This is a genomic window from Brevibacillus gelatini (genome assembly GCF_003710935.1).
GTDB classification, from domain to species: Bacteria; Bacillota; Bacilli; order Brevibacillales; family Brevibacillaceae; genus Brevibacillus; species Brevibacillus gelatini.
Window position 1 is genome coordinate 47,118 of record NZ_RHHS01000033.1, and the last position, 15,082, is coordinate 62,199.

Annotated in this window: 20 protein-coding genes; 19 read left to right on the plus strand and 1 reads right to left on the minus strand. The window is 51.8% G+C overall.

Features of this window, described 5'->3' with window-relative positions; translation table 11 throughout:
- Positions 1 to 33 precede the first annotated feature (33 nt).
- The 5 genes from EDM57_RS14445 to EDM57_RS14465 all read left to right on the plus strand — a co-directional run bounded on the left by EDM57_RS14445 (position 34) and on the right by EDM57_RS14465 (position 4,507).
- Entirely contained in the window at positions 34 to 1,320 is a 1,287-nt protein-coding gene (locus tag EDM57_RS14445; protein WP_122905441.1) for an arsenic transporter, read from the plus strand.
- Between the two features lie 133 nt (positions 1,321 to 1,453).
- On the plus strand, positions 1,454 to 1,846 hold the full coding sequence (locus tag EDM57_RS14450; RefSeq protein ID WP_122905442.1) for a hypothetical protein: 393 nt from the start codon (positions 1,454 to 1,456) through the stop codon (positions 1,844 to 1,846).
- Positions 1,847 to 1,852: 6 nt separating this feature from the next.
- Entirely contained in the window at positions 1,853 to 2,452 is a 600-nt protein-coding gene (locus tag EDM57_RS14455; protein ID WP_122905443.1) for a gluconate 2-dehydrogenase subunit 3 family protein, read from the plus strand.
- Positions 2,453 to 2,501: 49 nt separating this feature from the next.
- Positions 2,502 to 4,076, plus strand: coding sequence for a GMC family oxidoreductase (locus EDM57_RS14460; RefSeq protein WP_122905479.1), 1,575 nt, complete (start codon positions 2,502 to 2,504; stop codon positions 4,074 to 4,076).
- A gap of 95 nt (positions 4,077 to 4,171) precedes the next feature.
- Positions 4,172 to 4,507 carry an ArsR/SmtB family transcription factor gene (locus EDM57_RS14465; RefSeq protein ID WP_122905444.1) on the plus strand — a complete coding sequence of 112 codons (336 nt, stop codon included), beginning with the start codon at positions 4,172 to 4,174 and terminating at the stop codon, positions 4,505 to 4,507.
- Between the two features lie 21 nt (positions 4,508 to 4,528).
- Here EDM57_RS14465 and EDM57_RS14470 read toward each other — a convergent pair whose 3' ends face one another.
- Positions 4,529 to 4,780 (minus strand): glutaredoxin family protein, encoded by a 252-nt coding sequence (locus EDM57_RS14470; RefSeq protein WP_122905445.1) that lies wholly within the window; start codon positions 4,778 to 4,780, stop codon positions 4,529 to 4,531.
- A gap of 300 nt (positions 4,781 to 5,080) precedes the next feature.
- Here EDM57_RS14470 and EDM57_RS14475 point away from each other — a divergent pair, with 300 nt between their 5' ends.
- The 14 genes from EDM57_RS14475 (at position 5,081) to sigB (ending at position 15,052) form a co-directional block, all read left to right on the plus strand.
- The gene (locus tag EDM57_RS14475) at positions 5,081 to 5,698 is read left to right on the plus strand and encodes an S-layer homology domain-containing protein (RefSeq protein ID WP_122905446.1); all 618 of its coding nucleotides are present in this window, start codon (positions 5,081 to 5,083) and stop codon (positions 5,696 to 5,698) included.
- A 382-nt stretch (positions 5,699 to 6,080) separates the two neighbouring features.
- Positions 6,081 to 6,248 carry a gamma-type small acid-soluble spore protein gene (locus tag EDM57_RS14480; protein ID WP_122905447.1) on the plus strand — a complete coding sequence of 56 codons (168 nt, stop codon included), beginning with the start codon at positions 6,081 to 6,083 and terminating at the stop codon, positions 6,246 to 6,248.
- A gap of 130 nt (positions 6,249 to 6,378) precedes the next feature.
- Positions 6,379 to 6,765 (plus strand): holo-ACP synthase, encoded by a 387-nt coding sequence (gene acpS / locus EDM57_RS14485; protein WP_122905448.1) that lies wholly within the window; start codon positions 6,379 to 6,381, stop codon positions 6,763 to 6,765.
- A 240-nt stretch (positions 6,766 to 7,005) separates the two neighbouring features.
- Entirely contained in the window at positions 7,006 to 8,043 is a 1,038-nt protein-coding gene (locus tag EDM57_RS14490) for an outer membrane lipoprotein-sorting protein (protein ID WP_122905449.1), read from the plus strand.
- 204 nt (positions 8,044 to 8,247) lie between these two features.
- The gene (locus tag EDM57_RS14495; protein WP_122905450.1) at positions 8,248 to 9,066 is read left to right on the plus strand and encodes a hypothetical protein; all 819 of its coding nucleotides are present in this window, start codon (positions 8,248 to 8,250) and stop codon (positions 9,064 to 9,066) included.
- Between the two features lie 246 nt (positions 9,067 to 9,312).
- Positions 9,313 to 9,753: a hypothetical protein gene (locus tag EDM57_RS14500; RefSeq protein WP_122905451.1), complete on the plus strand. Its 441-nt coding sequence runs from the start codon at positions 9,313 to 9,315 to the stop codon at positions 9,751 to 9,753.
- Positions 9,754 to 9,755: 2 nt separating this feature from the next.
- Positions 9,756 to 10,958: an alanine racemase gene (gene alr, locus EDM57_RS14505; RefSeq protein WP_122905452.1), complete on the plus strand. Its 1,203-nt coding sequence runs from the start codon at positions 9,756 to 9,758 to the stop codon at positions 10,956 to 10,958.
- A gap of 178 nt (positions 10,959 to 11,136) precedes the next feature.
- Positions 11,137 to 11,436 (plus strand): CopG family ribbon-helix-helix protein, encoded by a 300-nt coding sequence (locus EDM57_RS14510; protein WP_025845698.1) that lies wholly within the window; start codon positions 11,137 to 11,139, stop codon positions 11,434 to 11,436.
- Between the two features lie 3 nt (positions 11,437 to 11,439).
- Positions 11,440 to 11,790 (plus strand): type II toxin-antitoxin system PemK/MazF family toxin, encoded by a 351-nt coding sequence (locus tag EDM57_RS14515; protein ID WP_005830205.1) that lies wholly within the window; start codon positions 11,440 to 11,442, stop codon positions 11,788 to 11,790.
- Between the two features lie 220 nt (positions 11,791 to 12,010).
- Complete coding sequence (locus EDM57_RS14520) at positions 12,011 to 12,439, plus strand: anti-sigma regulatory factor (protein ID WP_122905453.1); 429 nt, start codon at positions 12,011 to 12,013, stop codon at positions 12,437 to 12,439.
- Positions 12,439 to 13,440, plus strand: a complete 1,002-nt coding sequence (locus EDM57_RS14525; protein ID WP_122905454.1) for a PP2C family protein-serine/threonine phosphatase — start codon at positions 12,439 to 12,441, stop codon at positions 13,438 to 13,440. The genes EDM57_RS14520 and EDM57_RS14525 overlap by 1 nt, the downstream gene beginning before the upstream one ends.
- A gap of 25 nt (positions 13,441 to 13,465) precedes the next feature.
- Positions 13,466 to 13,792 carry an STAS domain-containing protein gene (locus EDM57_RS14530; protein ID WP_122905455.1) on the plus strand — a complete coding sequence of 109 codons (327 nt, stop codon included), beginning with the start codon at positions 13,466 to 13,468 and terminating at the stop codon, positions 13,790 to 13,792.
- Positions 13,792 to 14,286: an anti-sigma B factor RsbW gene (gene rsbW, locus EDM57_RS14535; RefSeq protein ID WP_122905456.1), complete on the plus strand. Its 495-nt coding sequence runs from the start codon at positions 13,792 to 13,794 to the stop codon at positions 14,284 to 14,286. The genes EDM57_RS14530 and rsbW overlap by 1 nt, the downstream gene beginning before the upstream one ends.
- Positions 14,255 to 15,052 (plus strand): RNA polymerase sigma factor SigB, encoded by a 798-nt coding sequence (gene sigB, locus EDM57_RS14540; protein WP_122905457.1) that lies wholly within the window; start codon positions 14,255 to 14,257, stop codon positions 15,050 to 15,052. Before rsbW ends, sigB begins: the two co-directional genes overlap by 32 nt.
- Positions 15,053 to 15,082 lie beyond the last annotated feature (30 nt).

Sequence of the window (15,082 nt, forward strand, 5' to 3'; positions counted from 1 at the left end):
CGCTCTTTTTTACGTGGAGGGGAGACATACTCGGTGGTCTGGATTTCATTATTGATTTTTATCGTAACACTGACCTTGGTCATCTGGCAGCCCAGAGGCTTGTCGATTGGCTATCCGGCGGTAGGCGGTGCAATTCTGGCATTGCTGACAGGCGTGGTATCGCTAGACGATGTGGCCGAGGTGACGTTGATAGTTTGGAACGCCACATTTGCGCTGGTCGGGATTATCATCATTTCACTCATTCTCGATGAGATCGGCTTTTTTGAATGGGCTGCCTTGCACATGGCCCGTTTGGCAAAAGGAAACGGGCGGCTGATGTTCACCTACGTCATCTTGCTCGGGACATTGGTGTCGGCTCTGTTTACCAATGACGGAACAGCGCTAATTTTGACTCCGATTGTACTCGCACAGGTGCGGGCACTCAAGCTGGAAGCGGGCATGGTCGTGGCGTTTGTCATGGCAAGCGGCTTTATCGCGGATACCAGTTCGTTGCCGTTTGTCGTAAGCAACCTCGTCAATATCGTATCTGCCGACTATTTTGACATCGGCTTTGCCGAGTACGCAATGCGGATGGTTTTGCCTACCTTGTTTTCCGTAGCGGGGAGCCTGTTGGTCTTATTTCTTTATTATCGCAAAAGCATTCCGCGTCAGGTAGACTTGTCCCACCTGAAACAACCCGGTGAAGCGATCCGCGATGCAAGACTGTTCCGCCTGGCATGGCCCATCCTCGCTGTCCTGCTGCTCGGCTTTTTTGCCAGCGAGTCCATCCATGTTCCGGTGTCGTTCATCATTGCTGCTGCTGCTCTTATCTTCTGTCTTGCTGCCCGAAAAAGCAAGGTGATTGCCATGGGCAGAATCTTGAAGGAGGCTCCGTGGGTCGTCGTCATTTTTTCCATCGGGATGTACGTGGTGGTCTGGGGCTTGCACAATGCCAGACTCACCGATCTCGTAAAAGCGGCGCTCGATACGCTGATGGAGTACGGTCTACTCGCGACAACGCTCGGGACGGGATTGATTGCGGCTGTGTTGTCTTCGGTAATGAACAACCTGCCTACGGTGATGTTCAATGCGTTGGCGATTGGCAGTACACAGGCGGAAGGGGTCCTGCGCGAAGCGATGATCTATGGCAATGTCATCGGAAGCGATCTGGGGCCGAAAATTACGCCGATTGGCTCGCTTGCCACGTTGCTCTGGCTGCACGTACTGGGCCGAAAAGATGTCAAAATTACGTGGGGACAATATTTCCGGACAGGGATTGTGCTGACGATACCGACCTTGTTGATCGCTTTGCTCGGGTTGTACCTGGCGCTGGTTTGGTGAAAAGAGGAGTGACAAAAAAGCTTGCTGATGCTGCAACAGATGCGATCAGCAGGCTTTTTCTTTTTTTGTGGAATAGGACGGTAGCGGCGAGGGGAAAAATAGGCGCAACGTATGTAAAAAGGAGGATGTTTCCATGTGGCAGGGCTGGCCGATAGAGCGTGTGCTCATTTTGTTTACGGGACTGGCGTTCATCCTGATTGCCGTGCAAGTCACCCTTTTTCATTCCAGGCAAAACTTTCGCCATTGGGCGATGTGGGTGCCAGTCATTGAACTGCCTGTTTTTGCGGTTACGGCTATTGTTTTATCGTTTGTGAATGCAGGGTGGCTGCGGTGGTTGTTTGCCTTGATGATGCTCGTCGGGATGGGTGGCGGCGTGTACGGGGCCTACTTGCATACCGCCGGAGTCAAGCAGCGGGTAGGTGGCTTTTCACAATCGCAAAATTTTCTCGTCGGCCCACCTGTCATTTTGCCTCTGCTCATTACTGCCATCGCGGCTTTAGGGCTACTGGCCCTTTTCTGGGGGTGAACACAGATGGCCAAGCATAGTCGTTACCCTTCCTATGACGTCTGGGAGCAGCACCAAAACTGGGACGTCCATACGAGACAAGTGGTCGGTGCCAGAAAAATGCCGCAAATTGCCCACCGTTATTTGCAGCAGGCGGAAGCGTTGCTGCTGCAGGCAATCGTGAGCGTCCTCGTCGACGACCATCGGCTGGAGGTGCTGACCTTTGTTGTTGCCCACCTGGATGACTCGCTGGCGAGCACGATCGGGGAGTCACAGCGCAAGGTTGGGGTTCCGCCAAAAAAAGAGCTGTACCGTCTGGGACTGGCAGGCGTGGAAGCGGAGAGCCACGCTCTGTACAAGACGGAATTTGCGGCGCTTACTGCCGAACAGCAGCAGGAGGTTCTGAGGCAAATTTCCACTGGCAACGTTACAGATGCAGAGGCATGGAGCCAGGTCGCTCCCGTTGATTTTTTCAAAAAGCTGCTGCATGACACCGTGCAGGCGTATTATTCCCATCCGATTGTTTGGTCAGATATTGGCTACGGCGGGCCTGCTTACCCGCGCGGTTATGTGCGCGTAGAAAAAGGACTGACGGACCCATGGGAGGCGAGGGCAAATGTCGAATAAAGAACAGGCACAGCGTGCAGGCGCTGGTCAGGAACGCGGCACGCAGCAGATGGCAAACAGGAAATACGCAGACGGAGCCGATGTGTGCATCGTCGGTGCAGGCGCGGCAGGAGGTGTGCTGGCGTACGAGCTGGCAAAAGCGGGCTTGCGCGTCGTCGTGCTGGAGGCAGGGCCTTTTTGGGACCCGCAGCGAGACTTTGCCAGTGACGAGCTGGAGATGCAGCGTCTGGCCTGGCAGGAGACCAGACTGGTGGCGGGAAAAGACCCTCTGCGTCTTGGCCACAACAACTCCGGCCGGGGAGTCGGCGGTGGAACGGTGCATTTTACCGGGGTATTTTTGCGCTTCCACGAGAGTGACTTCATGACCAAAACGATAGACGGTGTAGGAGAAGACTGGCCGATCACCTATCAGGATTTGGCTCCGTACTACGACAAGATCGAGCGGGAAATTGCCGTTTCCGGCCCCAGTTACTTCCCGTGGGGCGCTTTTCACGGACCGTACCCTTACCCGGTCCGCGAGCCGATCAGCGCAAATGCCCAGTTGTTCCGGGAAGGCTGCGAAAAGCTGGGAATCGAGAGCGTAGTTGCTCCGCTGGCGATTTTGTCCGCTCCGTTCGATGGACGGCCGCCCTGTATCAACCGTGGCTTTTGCAACCAGGGATGCATGCCCAATGCCAAGTACAGCGGCCTGATTCACCATATCCCGAAGGCCATCGCGGAAGGGGCCGAGGTGCTGTCAGACTGTATGGTCACGGAAATTCTCATGGCGGGCGACCGGGTAAGCGGCGTCTTGTTCTCGCACAATGGGCTCATGCATCGGCAAATGGCGCGGGTCGTCATCCTTGCCGGCTTTGTCGTGGAGACACCTCGGCTGCTCCTGAATTCCGCGACTTCGCGGTTTCCCGATGGGCTGGCCAACTCCAGCGGCTGGGTAGGCAAGGCGATCATGCCGCATTCCAGCCATGACGTCTACGGCCGCTTCCCGGAAGAAGTGCGCCTGTACAAAGGGACGCCTGTGCTTGCCCTGACCCAGCATTTTTATGAGACAGACCGGGAACGCGGCTTTGCCAGAGGGTACACCTTGAGCGCACACGGGTCAAGACCTGTTTCCATGGCGGGGGCCATCGCAACAGAGCGGGAAGACCAGACCTTTTTATGGGGAAAACAACTGCGGGAAACGATGCTCGACTACAACATGTACGCGCGAATCACGCTCGTCGGAGAGGTGCTTCCTCACCCGGACAATGCTGTGACGCTCAGCGAGGAAAAAGACGAGTACGGAATGCCGGTGGCCAAGGTCACTTTCAGTTATCAGGAAAACGATCGCAAGCTCTACCAGCATGCCATCGGGCAAATGAAGCGGATTATGGAAGCCATGGGCGGCAAGCCGGAGCACGTCGTTTCCGATACCGCGCATTTGATGGGCGGCTGCCGAATGGGCAACGACCCCGGACAATCGGTTGTGAATGAATTCGGGCAGTCGCACGACATCCCCAATCTTTTCATCGCGGGCGCTTCCACGTTCGTGACATCGAGCGGCAGCAACCCGACCAATACCGTGATGGCCCTGGCCGCGCGCACCGCGGACAAGCTGATCGAAGCGATGCGGCAACGTGAAGTTTAAGAAGTGTTCAAGGAACTTTTACGTTCATATCTTCCCCATCATATAAGCCGTATAGTATACTGGGAAACAGATATGCAAGGCAAAGGTGGGTTCGTATGGAAGCGGATTTGATGCAGGTATTGTTTTTGTCCGAGGTTTACAAACTGCTTGGTGATAAGACGCGCTTGACGATCATGGCTCTACTGCAAGTGCAATCATTATGTGTCCGTGATCTCGTGGAGATTCTGCAAACTTCCCAACCCTCAGTTTCCCAGCACCTGGCTAAGCTAAAGACACATGGTTTGGTCAAAGAACGGCGCAAGGGACCATGGGTTTTTTACTCCGTCAATACAGAATGCCCTCCTGCAGTCAAGCAAATCTTGTCACACTTGCCGGATATGTCGTCGATTGTCAAACAAAAAGCAGCCGAAAGCACACCTACCTTCGGCTGATCGGGCTTAAAAAGCGTTGGATTAATGAAGATCCAACGCTTTTTTTAGTTCTTCCTTGTCGAAGCCGTGAATGACGATCTGTTCCCCGTCTTCCTTTTGAATCAAAGTAACAGGTGTCATGCTGGCACCAAGGTTGATTGCTTCCTGAAAATACGCATCGTTTTTGCGAATATCTCTGTCTTCAAAAGCGACGTTTTGGGATGCCAGCCACATTTTTTCTTCCTGGCAAGGGCCGCACGTAGCTTGCGTATAGACAATAACAGTTCGAGCCATACAGATGCTCCTCTCAAAAGTAGTCGAACAACATAATTCGCGGTTGTTGGCGAATTTCCTGCGCAGCAAAGCAGTTATAGGATACCCCCTTCATACATGGAAATGTTCGATGAAATAAAGTCCAGGACTGGCTGATCTAAAACTTGAAAACCGTTTGTCGTCGAGGGCATCAGCTTGAATAGACGGTAATTAACAATATATGTATACTGAGAAAAATAATGCGTAATCAGTTTGGCTTGAAAAACAAAGCAATGCACAATCTTATAAGCGAAATTTTCTGCTACAAGGAGGTCACAAAATATGAGGAAATCTTTGCTTTTTCTTTCGCTCATCATTTCATTATTATTTACTCATCCTGTTCTTGCTTCGCCACATTTCAAAGATGTAGATCATGTGAAACACGCCTATGCTATACCTTCCATCAACTTCATGGTCGAAAAGGGAGTCCTCAGCGGATACGGTGACGGTACTTTCCAACCAGACCGGTACGTGGATAAGGCGGAGTTTACAGTTATGATCTACAACCTCTTTGACAAACTTCGTCGTTCATCAAGTCCATGTTTAGATCCAAACAATGATTTTATATACGCTGATGTTCCTACGTGGCATTGGGCGTACAAACAAATTTCGGAAGTATATGGGAGGGGCGGAAGTGGAATTTTTCAATTTTATGAATATAATCCGGATAATCTGCGACTGTATTTTCGCCCAGATAGCCAGATAACTCGATGGAATGCATTAAATATGATGGGATATGTTCTAAAGGGAACGAGCAGTTTCGAGGGTACTGAAAGTCAGGTCTTGGAAACTGTAAAAAATCTCAAACTCAAGGACATAAAACTCGTAGAAATTGAACGCGATGATCCAAATACATGGCCTAGTGACTTCCTTGACGGATACGACAATTTATTACAATGATCCCTCAGATTTTCCTGCGTTAAGCTGTGGCGCCTATGGTCAGCAATACGACAGCATAGCACATATAGCTTACCTGGTAGGAAATAAAATAATGGGTACCTGGAACGGGGAATTGGAAGTCAATGACAAGGTTACCCGTGCCCAGGCAACAGTGATGCTGCACAGATTGTATAATCAGTTAAAGGCCGATGGGTACCTGGACATGGTCTCCAGCAAGTAGATATTGACAGGTTCGATAACCGCCCTTTGTTTTAGCAAATGGCGGTTTTTTGCTTTTTTGCATAGCCATCATGTAATGCTTTGTCTGGAAAAATCAGGGCGAATAGCAGAGCCGGTATCGGTACAAATTATATTCAGTGACGTCGAGGAGGTGAATGGAACGATGCCTAAACAAAACAAGCAAAACGCTATGAACAAAACAAACCAAGCAGCTCAGGCGCAAAACACTGCGACTGAATTCGCAAGCGAAACAAACGTAGCGGAAGTTCGTCGCCAAAACCAGCAATCCGCTCAAAAATCCGCCCAACAAGCAGGTCAAGCTACTGAGTAGTAGCTGGTAGCTATGGACAACGCCCCCGCCAAATGCGGGGGTTTTTTGGCTTTTCCATTTGCGCTTGCAAAAGGGCAGAGGAGGATGGTACTGTGACAGCAGAATCTACAAGCGGGGAGGGCTGAGGCCCATGATTATTGGCATAGGCGTGGACATCGTCGAGATTGAGCGGATCGCCGTCCTGATGAAGCGACAGGAAAAGGCGATTAGCCGCTTTCTGACCGAAGCAGAACAGAAGCAGCTGGTTGGAAAAACAGAATCGAGACAAGCGGAAATAGTCGCAGGCAGGTTCGCGGCAAAGGAAGCTGGAGCGAAAGCGCTCGGGACAGGCATCGGTCATGCACTAAGCTTTTTGGATATGGAAATTACCCCGAGTGAGACGGGAAAACCGATGATGCGAGTAAATGGCGACGTGTTGACCAAGCTCGGTTTGGACCCGCAACGCGTTCGTGTACACGTGAGCATTTCCCACAGCCAGACACATGCCATGGCACAGGTAGTTGTGGAAGAATTGTAAACTTGTCTGCATATTGGGACGAGGATGGACATACATTTATATCGCGTAGATCAGGAGGGACTACCTGCTCTTACAGGAAGGGTAAGTCTTCAGCCGATCAAGCGATTCGCGTCCTTTTGTACCCAGTACAGCCTTTTGACACGATGAGCGAGACCAGAGGCGAAAGACTGACAGATTTCCCAGGAAATAGACAGGGGTGCCCTTCTTTGTCGAAAAAGTTGACAAGGAGGAGTTCATGGAATGAAGAGGGCAGCTTTACCACTGGTGTTATTGTTGGTCTTTACGTTGCTGCTCGGCGGTTGCTTCGGTCAGAAAACACCGGAAGATGTGGTGAGTGATCTGAACGGGACGCTGGGAAAAATGAGCGGGTACAAGTCTCAGGCAGTATTGACCATGCACACAGGCTCTACTCCTATGGAGTACGACGTTCAGGTCTGGTATGAAAAGCCTGCCAACTATCGGGTAGCTCTCACTTCCAAGCAGCGCGGGATCACGCAGATCATTTTGCGCAACAACGAGGGAGTCTTTGTACTGACTCCGCATCTGAACAAGAGCTTCCGCTTCCAGAGCGGTTGGCCGGAAAACAACGGCCCGCTGTATTTGTACGAGACGCTGGCGAAGAGCATCATCGACGATACGGAACGCCAGATGAAGGTGGAGGAAAAGCAGTACGTATTTGAGGTGAAAGCCAATTACACCGGCAATCGCTCTCTGACCAAGCAAAAAATTTGGCTGACAGAAGACTTCAAGCCTACGCATGCGGAGATCATGGATTCGAGTATGAAGCCGCTGGTGAAAATCGATTTCACCGAATTTTCGTTCAACCCGACGTTTGACAAGGATGCCTTTGACAAGGATCGCAACATGGCGACCAGCTCATTGACGGCGATTCCGACCATGGCAGGGGTGAATGGACAGGTTGCCCAGCAGCCGAGCAGCCAGTTTGGCGTCATCGTCCCAACGTATGTGCCGGAAGGAGTCAAACAGGGCGATATTGAGCCGGTCACACGTGACGGTGTGAGAACGGTCATCCTCAATTACAAGGGAGCTTACAACTACAAGCTGATCGAAGCCCGTCCGACAGAAGCATCCGTTTCGTATGAACAAGGCATGCCTGTCAACCTCGGCTTCACGGTTGGGGTACTGGCGCAAACGGGTGAAAACACACGACTTCTGACGTGGGAGCTGGACGGAGTAGAATTTACAATCGCCGGCGATTTGCCGGAAGAAGAGATGGTGAAAGTTGCCCAGTCGACATACGGTATCGGCGGGAAATAAAGAAAATACGGGAGAGGGGACGGGTCGTGACCGTCCTCTATTTTTGTGCCTGGGGGAAGCTTTTTGGCTCTTACCAATACTCCTAGACTTTCCCGCAAGTTTTCCATTTTTCTCAAACAATAATCTAAAAAAGCCCTTGTACACTTGGAGCTGTACCAGGGAGATGCGGTACATAACCACTGAAAATGAAAGGATGGAGCAAATATGTTTAGCAAAGCAAAACTGGGTATGCTTTTGGGCACGATGGCAGCGGTTTTGAGTATCGGAAGCTTGGGAAGCGCCTTGGCAGCAGATACAGCGCAAACAGAGGCGCAAGCACAGAAAGCGAACAAACCGGCAGAGGTGAAGTTCGCCTTCAACAAGCAGGGGCACCCTGGCGGATTTGCGAAAGGAATCTTCTTCAAAGAAAACAATGAGCTTTTGTCCTTGCTCAAGCTGGATGCCGCCAAGCTGCAGGAAGAGCTGAAAGCAGGCAAGACCTTGGCAGCCGTAGCAGAAGCGCAAGGCGTATCCGTGGATGATGTGGTAGCCTTGCTGGTAAAAGAGCAGGAAGCCAAATTGAAAGAAGCAGTGGAAGCAGGCAAGCTGACACAGGAGCAAGCCGATAAAATGAACGAAAACGCCGCAGAGCGCGTAAAACAAATGGTGCAAAACACGCATCCGGGCAAAGGACCAGGCAGAGGCTTCGGATTCGGCTTCGACAAAAACGAAGCACTGCTGTCCTTGCTGAAACTCGACGCCGCCAAGCTGCAAGAAGAACTGAAAGCAGGCAAGACCTTGGCAGCCGTAGCAGAAGCACAAGGCGTATCCGTGGATGATGTGGTAGCGCTGCTGGTAAAAGAGCAGGAAGCCAAATTGAAAGAAGCAGTAGAAGCAGGCAAGCTGACGCAGGAGCAAGCGGACAAGCGCAGCGAGGAACTGGCTTCCCGGGTGCAAAAAATGGTAGAAGGCAGCTTTGCGAAATTCGCCATCATGAAACACAACCTGAAAAAAGAAGAGCAAGGTACAGCGAACGAGCAATAACAGCGCTGCTTAACAGTCAGGCGGGAGCCCATCTCGCCTGGCTTTTTGCGTCTCCGCTTCCCACTGCGCACGAAGAAATATCTTTCGCCACGCAAAATATCGCTCCGGGATTGCGAGCAGTCGGCCGATTTGCCCCTGTACACCCGTGTTTGCAAGAGGAAAAAGGACCATACCCGAATTGACACGCACCGGGCAAACACGATACATTCAAGGTAACTTATACCGTAATGAGGTGCATACTGTAAGATGAAAAAACCGTCTACCGAAGTTTTGTACCAGGAGGAGTCGGCCTACAAGGACATGCTGCTGCGAAAAAGCTGGCGCATGCGCATTGGGGAGACTGTCGCCTTCGTTTTGGGCATGATGATTCTCTCCCAGTTTTTCCCCAGCAATGACACGACCTTCAAAGTGCTTGCCTTCGCGATTGCAATTGCGGTCGTCGGTCTGTCGCCGTTCCTGTACAAGGCGATGCTGCGTCCTGTGTACAAGCTGACGAAGACTCACCTGATTGTCAGCATCTCTGGAAAAGAAACCAGCTACCCGCTGTCAGAAGTGGAGCAGATTTACGAAGGCCGCCATTTCTACCGCCTGGGGGGCAAAAAAGAATCGCTGATGGTTTCCAGACAGTTTCTCAGCCATTTGAATGAGCGCTTGTTTTACTACCGAAAAGGGAACAAGAGGAGATAGATATGAAACCGTTTTCTCGTGACACTTGGGTTGAGGTTGATTTGAACGCCATCCGGGCCAATGTCGAGACGTTCCGCGGCCATCTGCCGAAAAGCACAGGCATTATGGCAGTCGTCAAGGCAGACGGCTACGGTCATGGCGCTGTGCATGTCGCCAGGGAGGCGCTGGCGAGCGGTGCCGATTCTCTGGCAGTAGCCATGCTCGATGAAGCGGTCATCTTGCGTACAGCAGGCATTGACGCGCCGATTCTGGTGCTCGGGTACACCCCGGCAGATTCGGTCGAGACGGCCAGCAGACTGAATGTAGAACTGACGGCGTACAGCACGGAATGGATTGTTTCAGCGAATCAGAGACTGGAGCAGGCCGAGCTTCGCCCTGTTGGTGTGCATGTCAAAACCGACACAGGCATGGGACGTCTGGGGGTTCGGACGACAGCAGATTTGCTGGAAGTGGTAGCAGCGCTTGAAAACAGCGCCAAACTCGAATGGACAGGCATTTTCACGCACTTCGCCTGCGCGGATGAACCGGATACGACCCATGTGCGAGGACAACATGAGATGTTTCAATCCTTTTTGCAGGCGCTGCGCGAGCAAGGCAAAAAGCTGCCGAAAGTTCACTGCTGCAATACAGCGGCAGCAATCGCTTTTCCTGATTGGGGGTATGATACGATCCGTTTAGGCATAGGTTTATACGGATTGTATCCTTCGCCGTACATGAAAGAGCGCGCAGACGTCCGCCTTGTCCCTGCCCTCTCCCTGAAAACCAAAATTGCCCATGTAAAAACCGCCGTAGAGCCGTTTACGGTCAGCTATGGCGCTACGTACACAGCAAAGCCTGGCGAGCGGATCGCGACGCTGCCGATTGGATACGCAGACGGGTATTCCCGCCTCTTGTCCAATCGGGGAGAAGTGTTGTACAATGGTTCCCGCTATCAGGTTGTCGGGCGAGTCTGCATGGACCAGATCATGGTCAGGCTGGAGCCGGGCTTGGGGCAGGTCGATGAGGAGGTCGTTCTCTACGGCAAGCAGGGTAATGAGGAAATCTCGCTGGATGAGGTTGCCGCGTTGCTTGGAACGATCAACTACGAAGTCCCCTGCATGCTGAATTACCGGATTCCGCGCGTCTATGTTCGCAACAAGGAAGTGGTCGAGGTGTTTCATCCGTTGGCGATGAAACATGCGCCAGAAAAAAATGTAAATAACTAGCAGGCAAAAAACAGCAGGAATTTTCATCTCAAGCGCGAATATTAGTTAAGCGCAAATGCGGGCTTTTTTGCTTGAAAAGCGAACGGATAGGTATATTTTTGCAGTGGTTTCGACATAATGGTATTGTTCATGCTGGCCGTTCTTTCAAGAACTGGCATAGTAGATGGAAGTTACGGTCATGGTTGGAGGTGGATTTGTCTTGTCGAAGTCAAACACAAAACGCATCATGATCAGTTTGCCGCAACACTTGCTACAGGAAGTGGATGGCGTCATTCAAAAGGAGAAATCCAATCGCAGCGAATTTATTCGCCAGGCGATGCATTTGTATTTGAAGGAGCGTAAAAAACGTACGATCCGAGAGACAATGCAAAAAGGGTATATGGAGATGGCGAAGATCAATCTGAAAATGGCATCGGAGGCTTTTGGCGCTGAGGAAGAGGCTGACCATACTCTTGTCCGCTTAGTTAGCGGGGTGTGACCAGTGATTGTCAAACGTGGCGATGTATTTTTCGCGGACCTGTCACCGGTCGTTGGCTCTGAGCAAGGAGGCGTGCGGCCTGTTTTAGTCATTCAGAACGACATTGGAAATCGATTTAGTCCGACGGTCATCGTCGCAGCCATTACGGCCCAGATTCAGAAGGCAAAACTGCCTACGCATGTGGAAATTGACGCAAAAACATATGGATTTGATCGTGACTCCGTCATTTTGTTGGAACAAATACGAACCATTGACAAACAGAGGCTGACTGACAAGATTACTCATCTTGACGACGAGATGATGGATCGGGTCAATGAGTCTTTGCAAATCAGCCTGGGGCTAATTGATTTTTAAAAATGAATTATCATTGGGAGAGGAAAAGCCACTTGGGTGAAGCAAGTGGTTTTTTTGCTGTAGGGGAAGGGAATCGCCGGGTGTGTAGCGAATGTGTTTTGGTAGATAGTAGACAAAATGTGACACGATTTGCTATTACTTCCGAGGTAGAGAAAAAACTTCAATCGCATTCATTTCATGAAATTCTACCTATAAAGTGAGGGCGGAAGGGGTTTTTTGATTGTGGCAGAGCTGTGGTCCTGAGACAATCAAGATTGAACGAGAAGCAGACATTGTGACAGCGAGACAAGTGGGGCGAAACATGTCGAGACAGCTCGGCTTCGGTACAATCATGCAGTCCCGAATCGCCACTTCCATCTCAGAACTGGCGCGCAACATTTATTTGTACGCTGGCAGTGGGACGATTACGATAGCGCCGATCGTTCGCAACGGAGTGCTCGGCTTGCAGTTGACAGCAATAGATGCGGGGCCGGGAATCCCGGACATCCGCAAGGCAATGGAAGACGGCTATTCGACTTCCGGTGCGCTTGGAGCAGGATTGCCTGGTGTCAGGCGCATGATGGATGAATTTGAAATCCACAGTTCTCCCGGCGAGGGCACGCGTGTAGTCGTTGTGAAGTGGAATGGCCCGATAGAGGAGGGGGTGTAATGGTAACCCGAAGCCTGGAAGAAGAGTACGTAAAGCTTCTTCGGGATTACCTGAACGGCCCGGGCGAGGATCAGCTTTACTTCGCCCAGCAGATGGGCAAATGGCTGCTTGCACATGACGTCTCGCCAGAGGAACTGACAGACATGCATGGGCGGGCGTTGGAAAAGTTGGGGGAGGTACCGGAGTTTGTGCGTGCCTCCTTTTCTATCCTGACCGAAGTGATGATTGAATACGGCAACGAGCACCGATCCGTACATAGCTGGCGAAGCAGGCATCAACAGATGGAAGCGGAGCTGACAGTGGCGCAGGCGATGCAGAAGAGGCTTTTGCCCAATCAACTTCCCGATTATCCCGGACTGGAGATCGGTGTCGTCAGCATAGCGGCAAAGCAAATATCGGGCGACTATTACGATTTTATTTGCCAGGATCGAGAGCGGTTTTGCCTGACCGTCGCGGACATTACCGGAAATGGCATTTCCGCTGCCATGTGCATGTCCATGCTCAAATACGCCATAGACAGCTTGCGGGAGATGCCGCTTGGTCCCGACGAAATGCTCCGCCACCTCAACCGGATTGTCGGACGCAATATCGACCCGAGCATGTTTGTGACCATGCTCTACGGGTCTTACGATACACATCAGCATTGTTTCCGCTACGCAGTGGCGGGGCACGAGCCGGGCTTTTTGTACCGGGCTGCGGAAGGTGTGTTTTACGACCTGGCGGGCCAAGGCTCCGTCCTGGGACTATGCCCGAACAGCGAATATGAGGTGCAGGAAGTTCGGCTGGAAGCGGGAGATATTCTGATTCTTCTGACAGACGGTGTAACGGAATGCAAAAAAAACCGATACTATTTGCAAAGGGATGAGCTTGTCCTTCAGATGCAAGCCGAACTGGGCGTCCATGCCCAGAAAATGGCGAACGCCCTGTACAACAGGTTGCTTGCGCTCTCCCAATTTGAACTGCTGGATGACTACACCATGATCGTACTTCGCAGAACGTGAAACAATGCAAGGGAGGGAGATGGCGATGGATTTGTTTTTGAAAACCACCAGCCAGGATACAGAGCATCGAGTGGTCCTTGGAGGCGATATTGATGCGCATACCGGGCCGGAAGTGAAGGAGACGCTCATGTCCCTCGCGAATGAGCCTGGTACACGCCGCCTGTTGATTGACTTGGAAGCTGTCGAGTACATGGACAGTACGGGCATAGGAATTTTCATCGCGGTCATGAAAGCATGCAAGCAAAAAGAATGCGCGTTTGAGGTTCAAAAGTTGTCTCCACGCGTGGAAAGGCTGTTTCGCATCACGGGCTTGTACGAACATATTGCCATCCGCAAAGGAGAGAGCGAGTAATGGCGGAACAAAAACCTCAGGCTGACGTGATCCGGTTGACGCTGCCCAATCAGACGGAATATTTGGGTGTAGCGCGGCTTACGGTGTCCGGGATCGCGAATCGCATGGGCTTTTCCTATGAGGAGATTGAGGACATCAAGCTGGCGGTAGGGGAAGCGTGCACGAATGCAGTGATACACGCGTACAAGGGAAAAGAAGAGGTTGGCTTTATCCACATCGAATGTCAGGTTTTTCCGGACCGCCTCTGTATCGAGGTAAGCGATCAGGGGATCGGATTTGCCAGTGAGCTGATACCGGAACAACTGACACCGATTTTTGCAGGGAGAGACCTGGATGATCTGGATGAGGGAGGTCTGGGGCTTTATCTGATCCACACGCTTATGGATGAAGTCGTGATTCGCTCCGAAGCGGGAGTGGCGGTCTCCATGACCAAGTACGTTCGGCGGGATGGGGTGGCTGGCGATGACTGGACAAATTCGGAAACAGAAGTATAGTCCGGAGGAACTGCGGCGGCTCATTCACCTGTATGGACAGACGCGAGACGACAGCTTGCAGGAGCAACTGGTGACAGCCTACACTCCTCTGGTAGAGACGTTGGCCAAAAAGTTTGTGCGCGGACAAGTCATGTACGAAGACCTCGTTCAAGTGGGAATGATCGGCTTGCTCGCTTCTTTGCGCCGGTTCGATCCTTCCTTTGACAGAACATTTGAAAGCTATGCGATCCCGACCATCGTCGGGGAAATCAAACGGTACATCCGCGACAAGACGTGGAGCGTCCATGTTCCGCGTCGGGTGAAAGAGCTCAGCCCGAAGATCAAGCGCGTGGTGGACGAACTTACAGCCAAGCTGCAGCGTTCGCCGCAAATCTCGGAAATCGCAAGCTGCCTGGGTGTGACGGAAGAAGCTGTCCTGGAAACGCTGGAGATGGGACGGAGCTACCATTCCCTGTCCATGGACAGCGAGCTGGAGGCAGACAACGACGGCAACACGATCACGCTGCTGGATCTCGTCGGCCAGCAGGAAGCGGGCTACGGACAAGTCGAGCAAAATCTGATGCTCGACCGGGCACTGCACGTTCTGGACAAGCGCGAAAAAGAAATCATCCATTTAACTTTTTATCTTAACTTGAGCCAGAAGCAGGCCGGAGACATCATGGGCTTGTCCCAGATGCACATTTCCCGCTTGCAGCGCAGGGCGCTGGGCAAGCTGCGGGAAGCTTTGCGAGTAGAGCAACTGGATACAGCGAAGGCAGCGACATAGACATAACGGAAAAATAGGGAAGAGAAGAGG

Coding starts and splice junctions, on each gene's coding strand:
- EDM57_RS14475 (WP_122905446.1), top strand. CDS start 5,081: ATGAGGAAATCTTTGCTTTTTCTTTCGCTCATCATTTCATTATTATTT.
- EDM57_RS14460 (WP_122905479.1), top strand. CDS start 2,502: ATGGCAAACAGGAAATACGCAGACGGAGCCGATGTGTGCATCGTCGGT.
- EDM57_RS14500 (WP_122905451.1), top strand. CDS start 9,313: ATGAAAAAACCGTCTACCGAAGTTTTGTACCAGGAGGAGTCGGCCTAC.
- sigB (WP_122905457.1), top strand. CDS start 14,255: ATGACTGGACAAATTCGGAAACAGAAGTATAGTCCGGAGGAACTGCGG.
- EDM57_RS14530 (WP_122905455.1), top strand. CDS start 13,466: ATGGATTTGTTTTTGAAAACCACCAGCCAGGATACAGAGCATCGAGTG.
- EDM57_RS14510 (WP_025845698.1), top strand. CDS start 11,137: ATGGTTGGAGGTGGATTTGTCTTGTCGAAGTCAAACACAAAACGCATC.
- EDM57_RS14470 (WP_122905445.1), bottom strand. CDS start 4,780: ATGGCTCGAACTGTTATTGTCTATACGCAAGCTACGTGCGGCCCTTGC.
- EDM57_RS14490 (WP_122905449.1), top strand. CDS start 7,006: ATGAAGAGGGCAGCTTTACCACTGGTGTTATTGTTGGTCTTTACGTTG.
- EDM57_RS14495 (WP_122905450.1), top strand. CDS start 8,248: ATGTTTAGCAAAGCAAAACTGGGTATGCTTTTGGGCACGATGGCAGCG.
- EDM57_RS14455 (WP_122905443.1), top strand. CDS start 1,853: ATGGCCAAGCATAGTCGTTACCCTTCCTATGACGTCTGGGAGCAGCAC.
- EDM57_RS14450 (WP_122905442.1), top strand. CDS start 1,454: ATGTGGCAGGGCTGGCCGATAGAGCGTGTGCTCATTTTGTTTACGGGA.
- EDM57_RS14480 (WP_122905447.1), top strand. CDS start 6,081: ATGCCTAAACAAAACAAGCAAAACGCTATGAACAAAACAAACCAAGCA.
- EDM57_RS14525 (WP_122905454.1), top strand. CDS start 12,439: ATGGTAACCCGAAGCCTGGAAGAAGAGTACGTAAAGCTTCTTCGGGAT.
- acpS (WP_122905448.1), top strand. CDS start 6,379: ATGATTATTGGCATAGGCGTGGACATCGTCGAGATTGAGCGGATCGCC.
- EDM57_RS14465 (WP_122905444.1), top strand. CDS start 4,172: ATGGAAGCGGATTTGATGCAGGTATTGTTTTTGTCCGAGGTTTACAAA.
- rsbW (WP_122905456.1), top strand. CDS start 13,792: ATGGCGGAACAAAAACCTCAGGCTGACGTGATCCGGTTGACGCTGCCC.
- alr (WP_122905452.1), top strand. CDS start 9,756: ATGAAACCGTTTTCTCGTGACACTTGGGTTGAGGTTGATTTGAACGCC.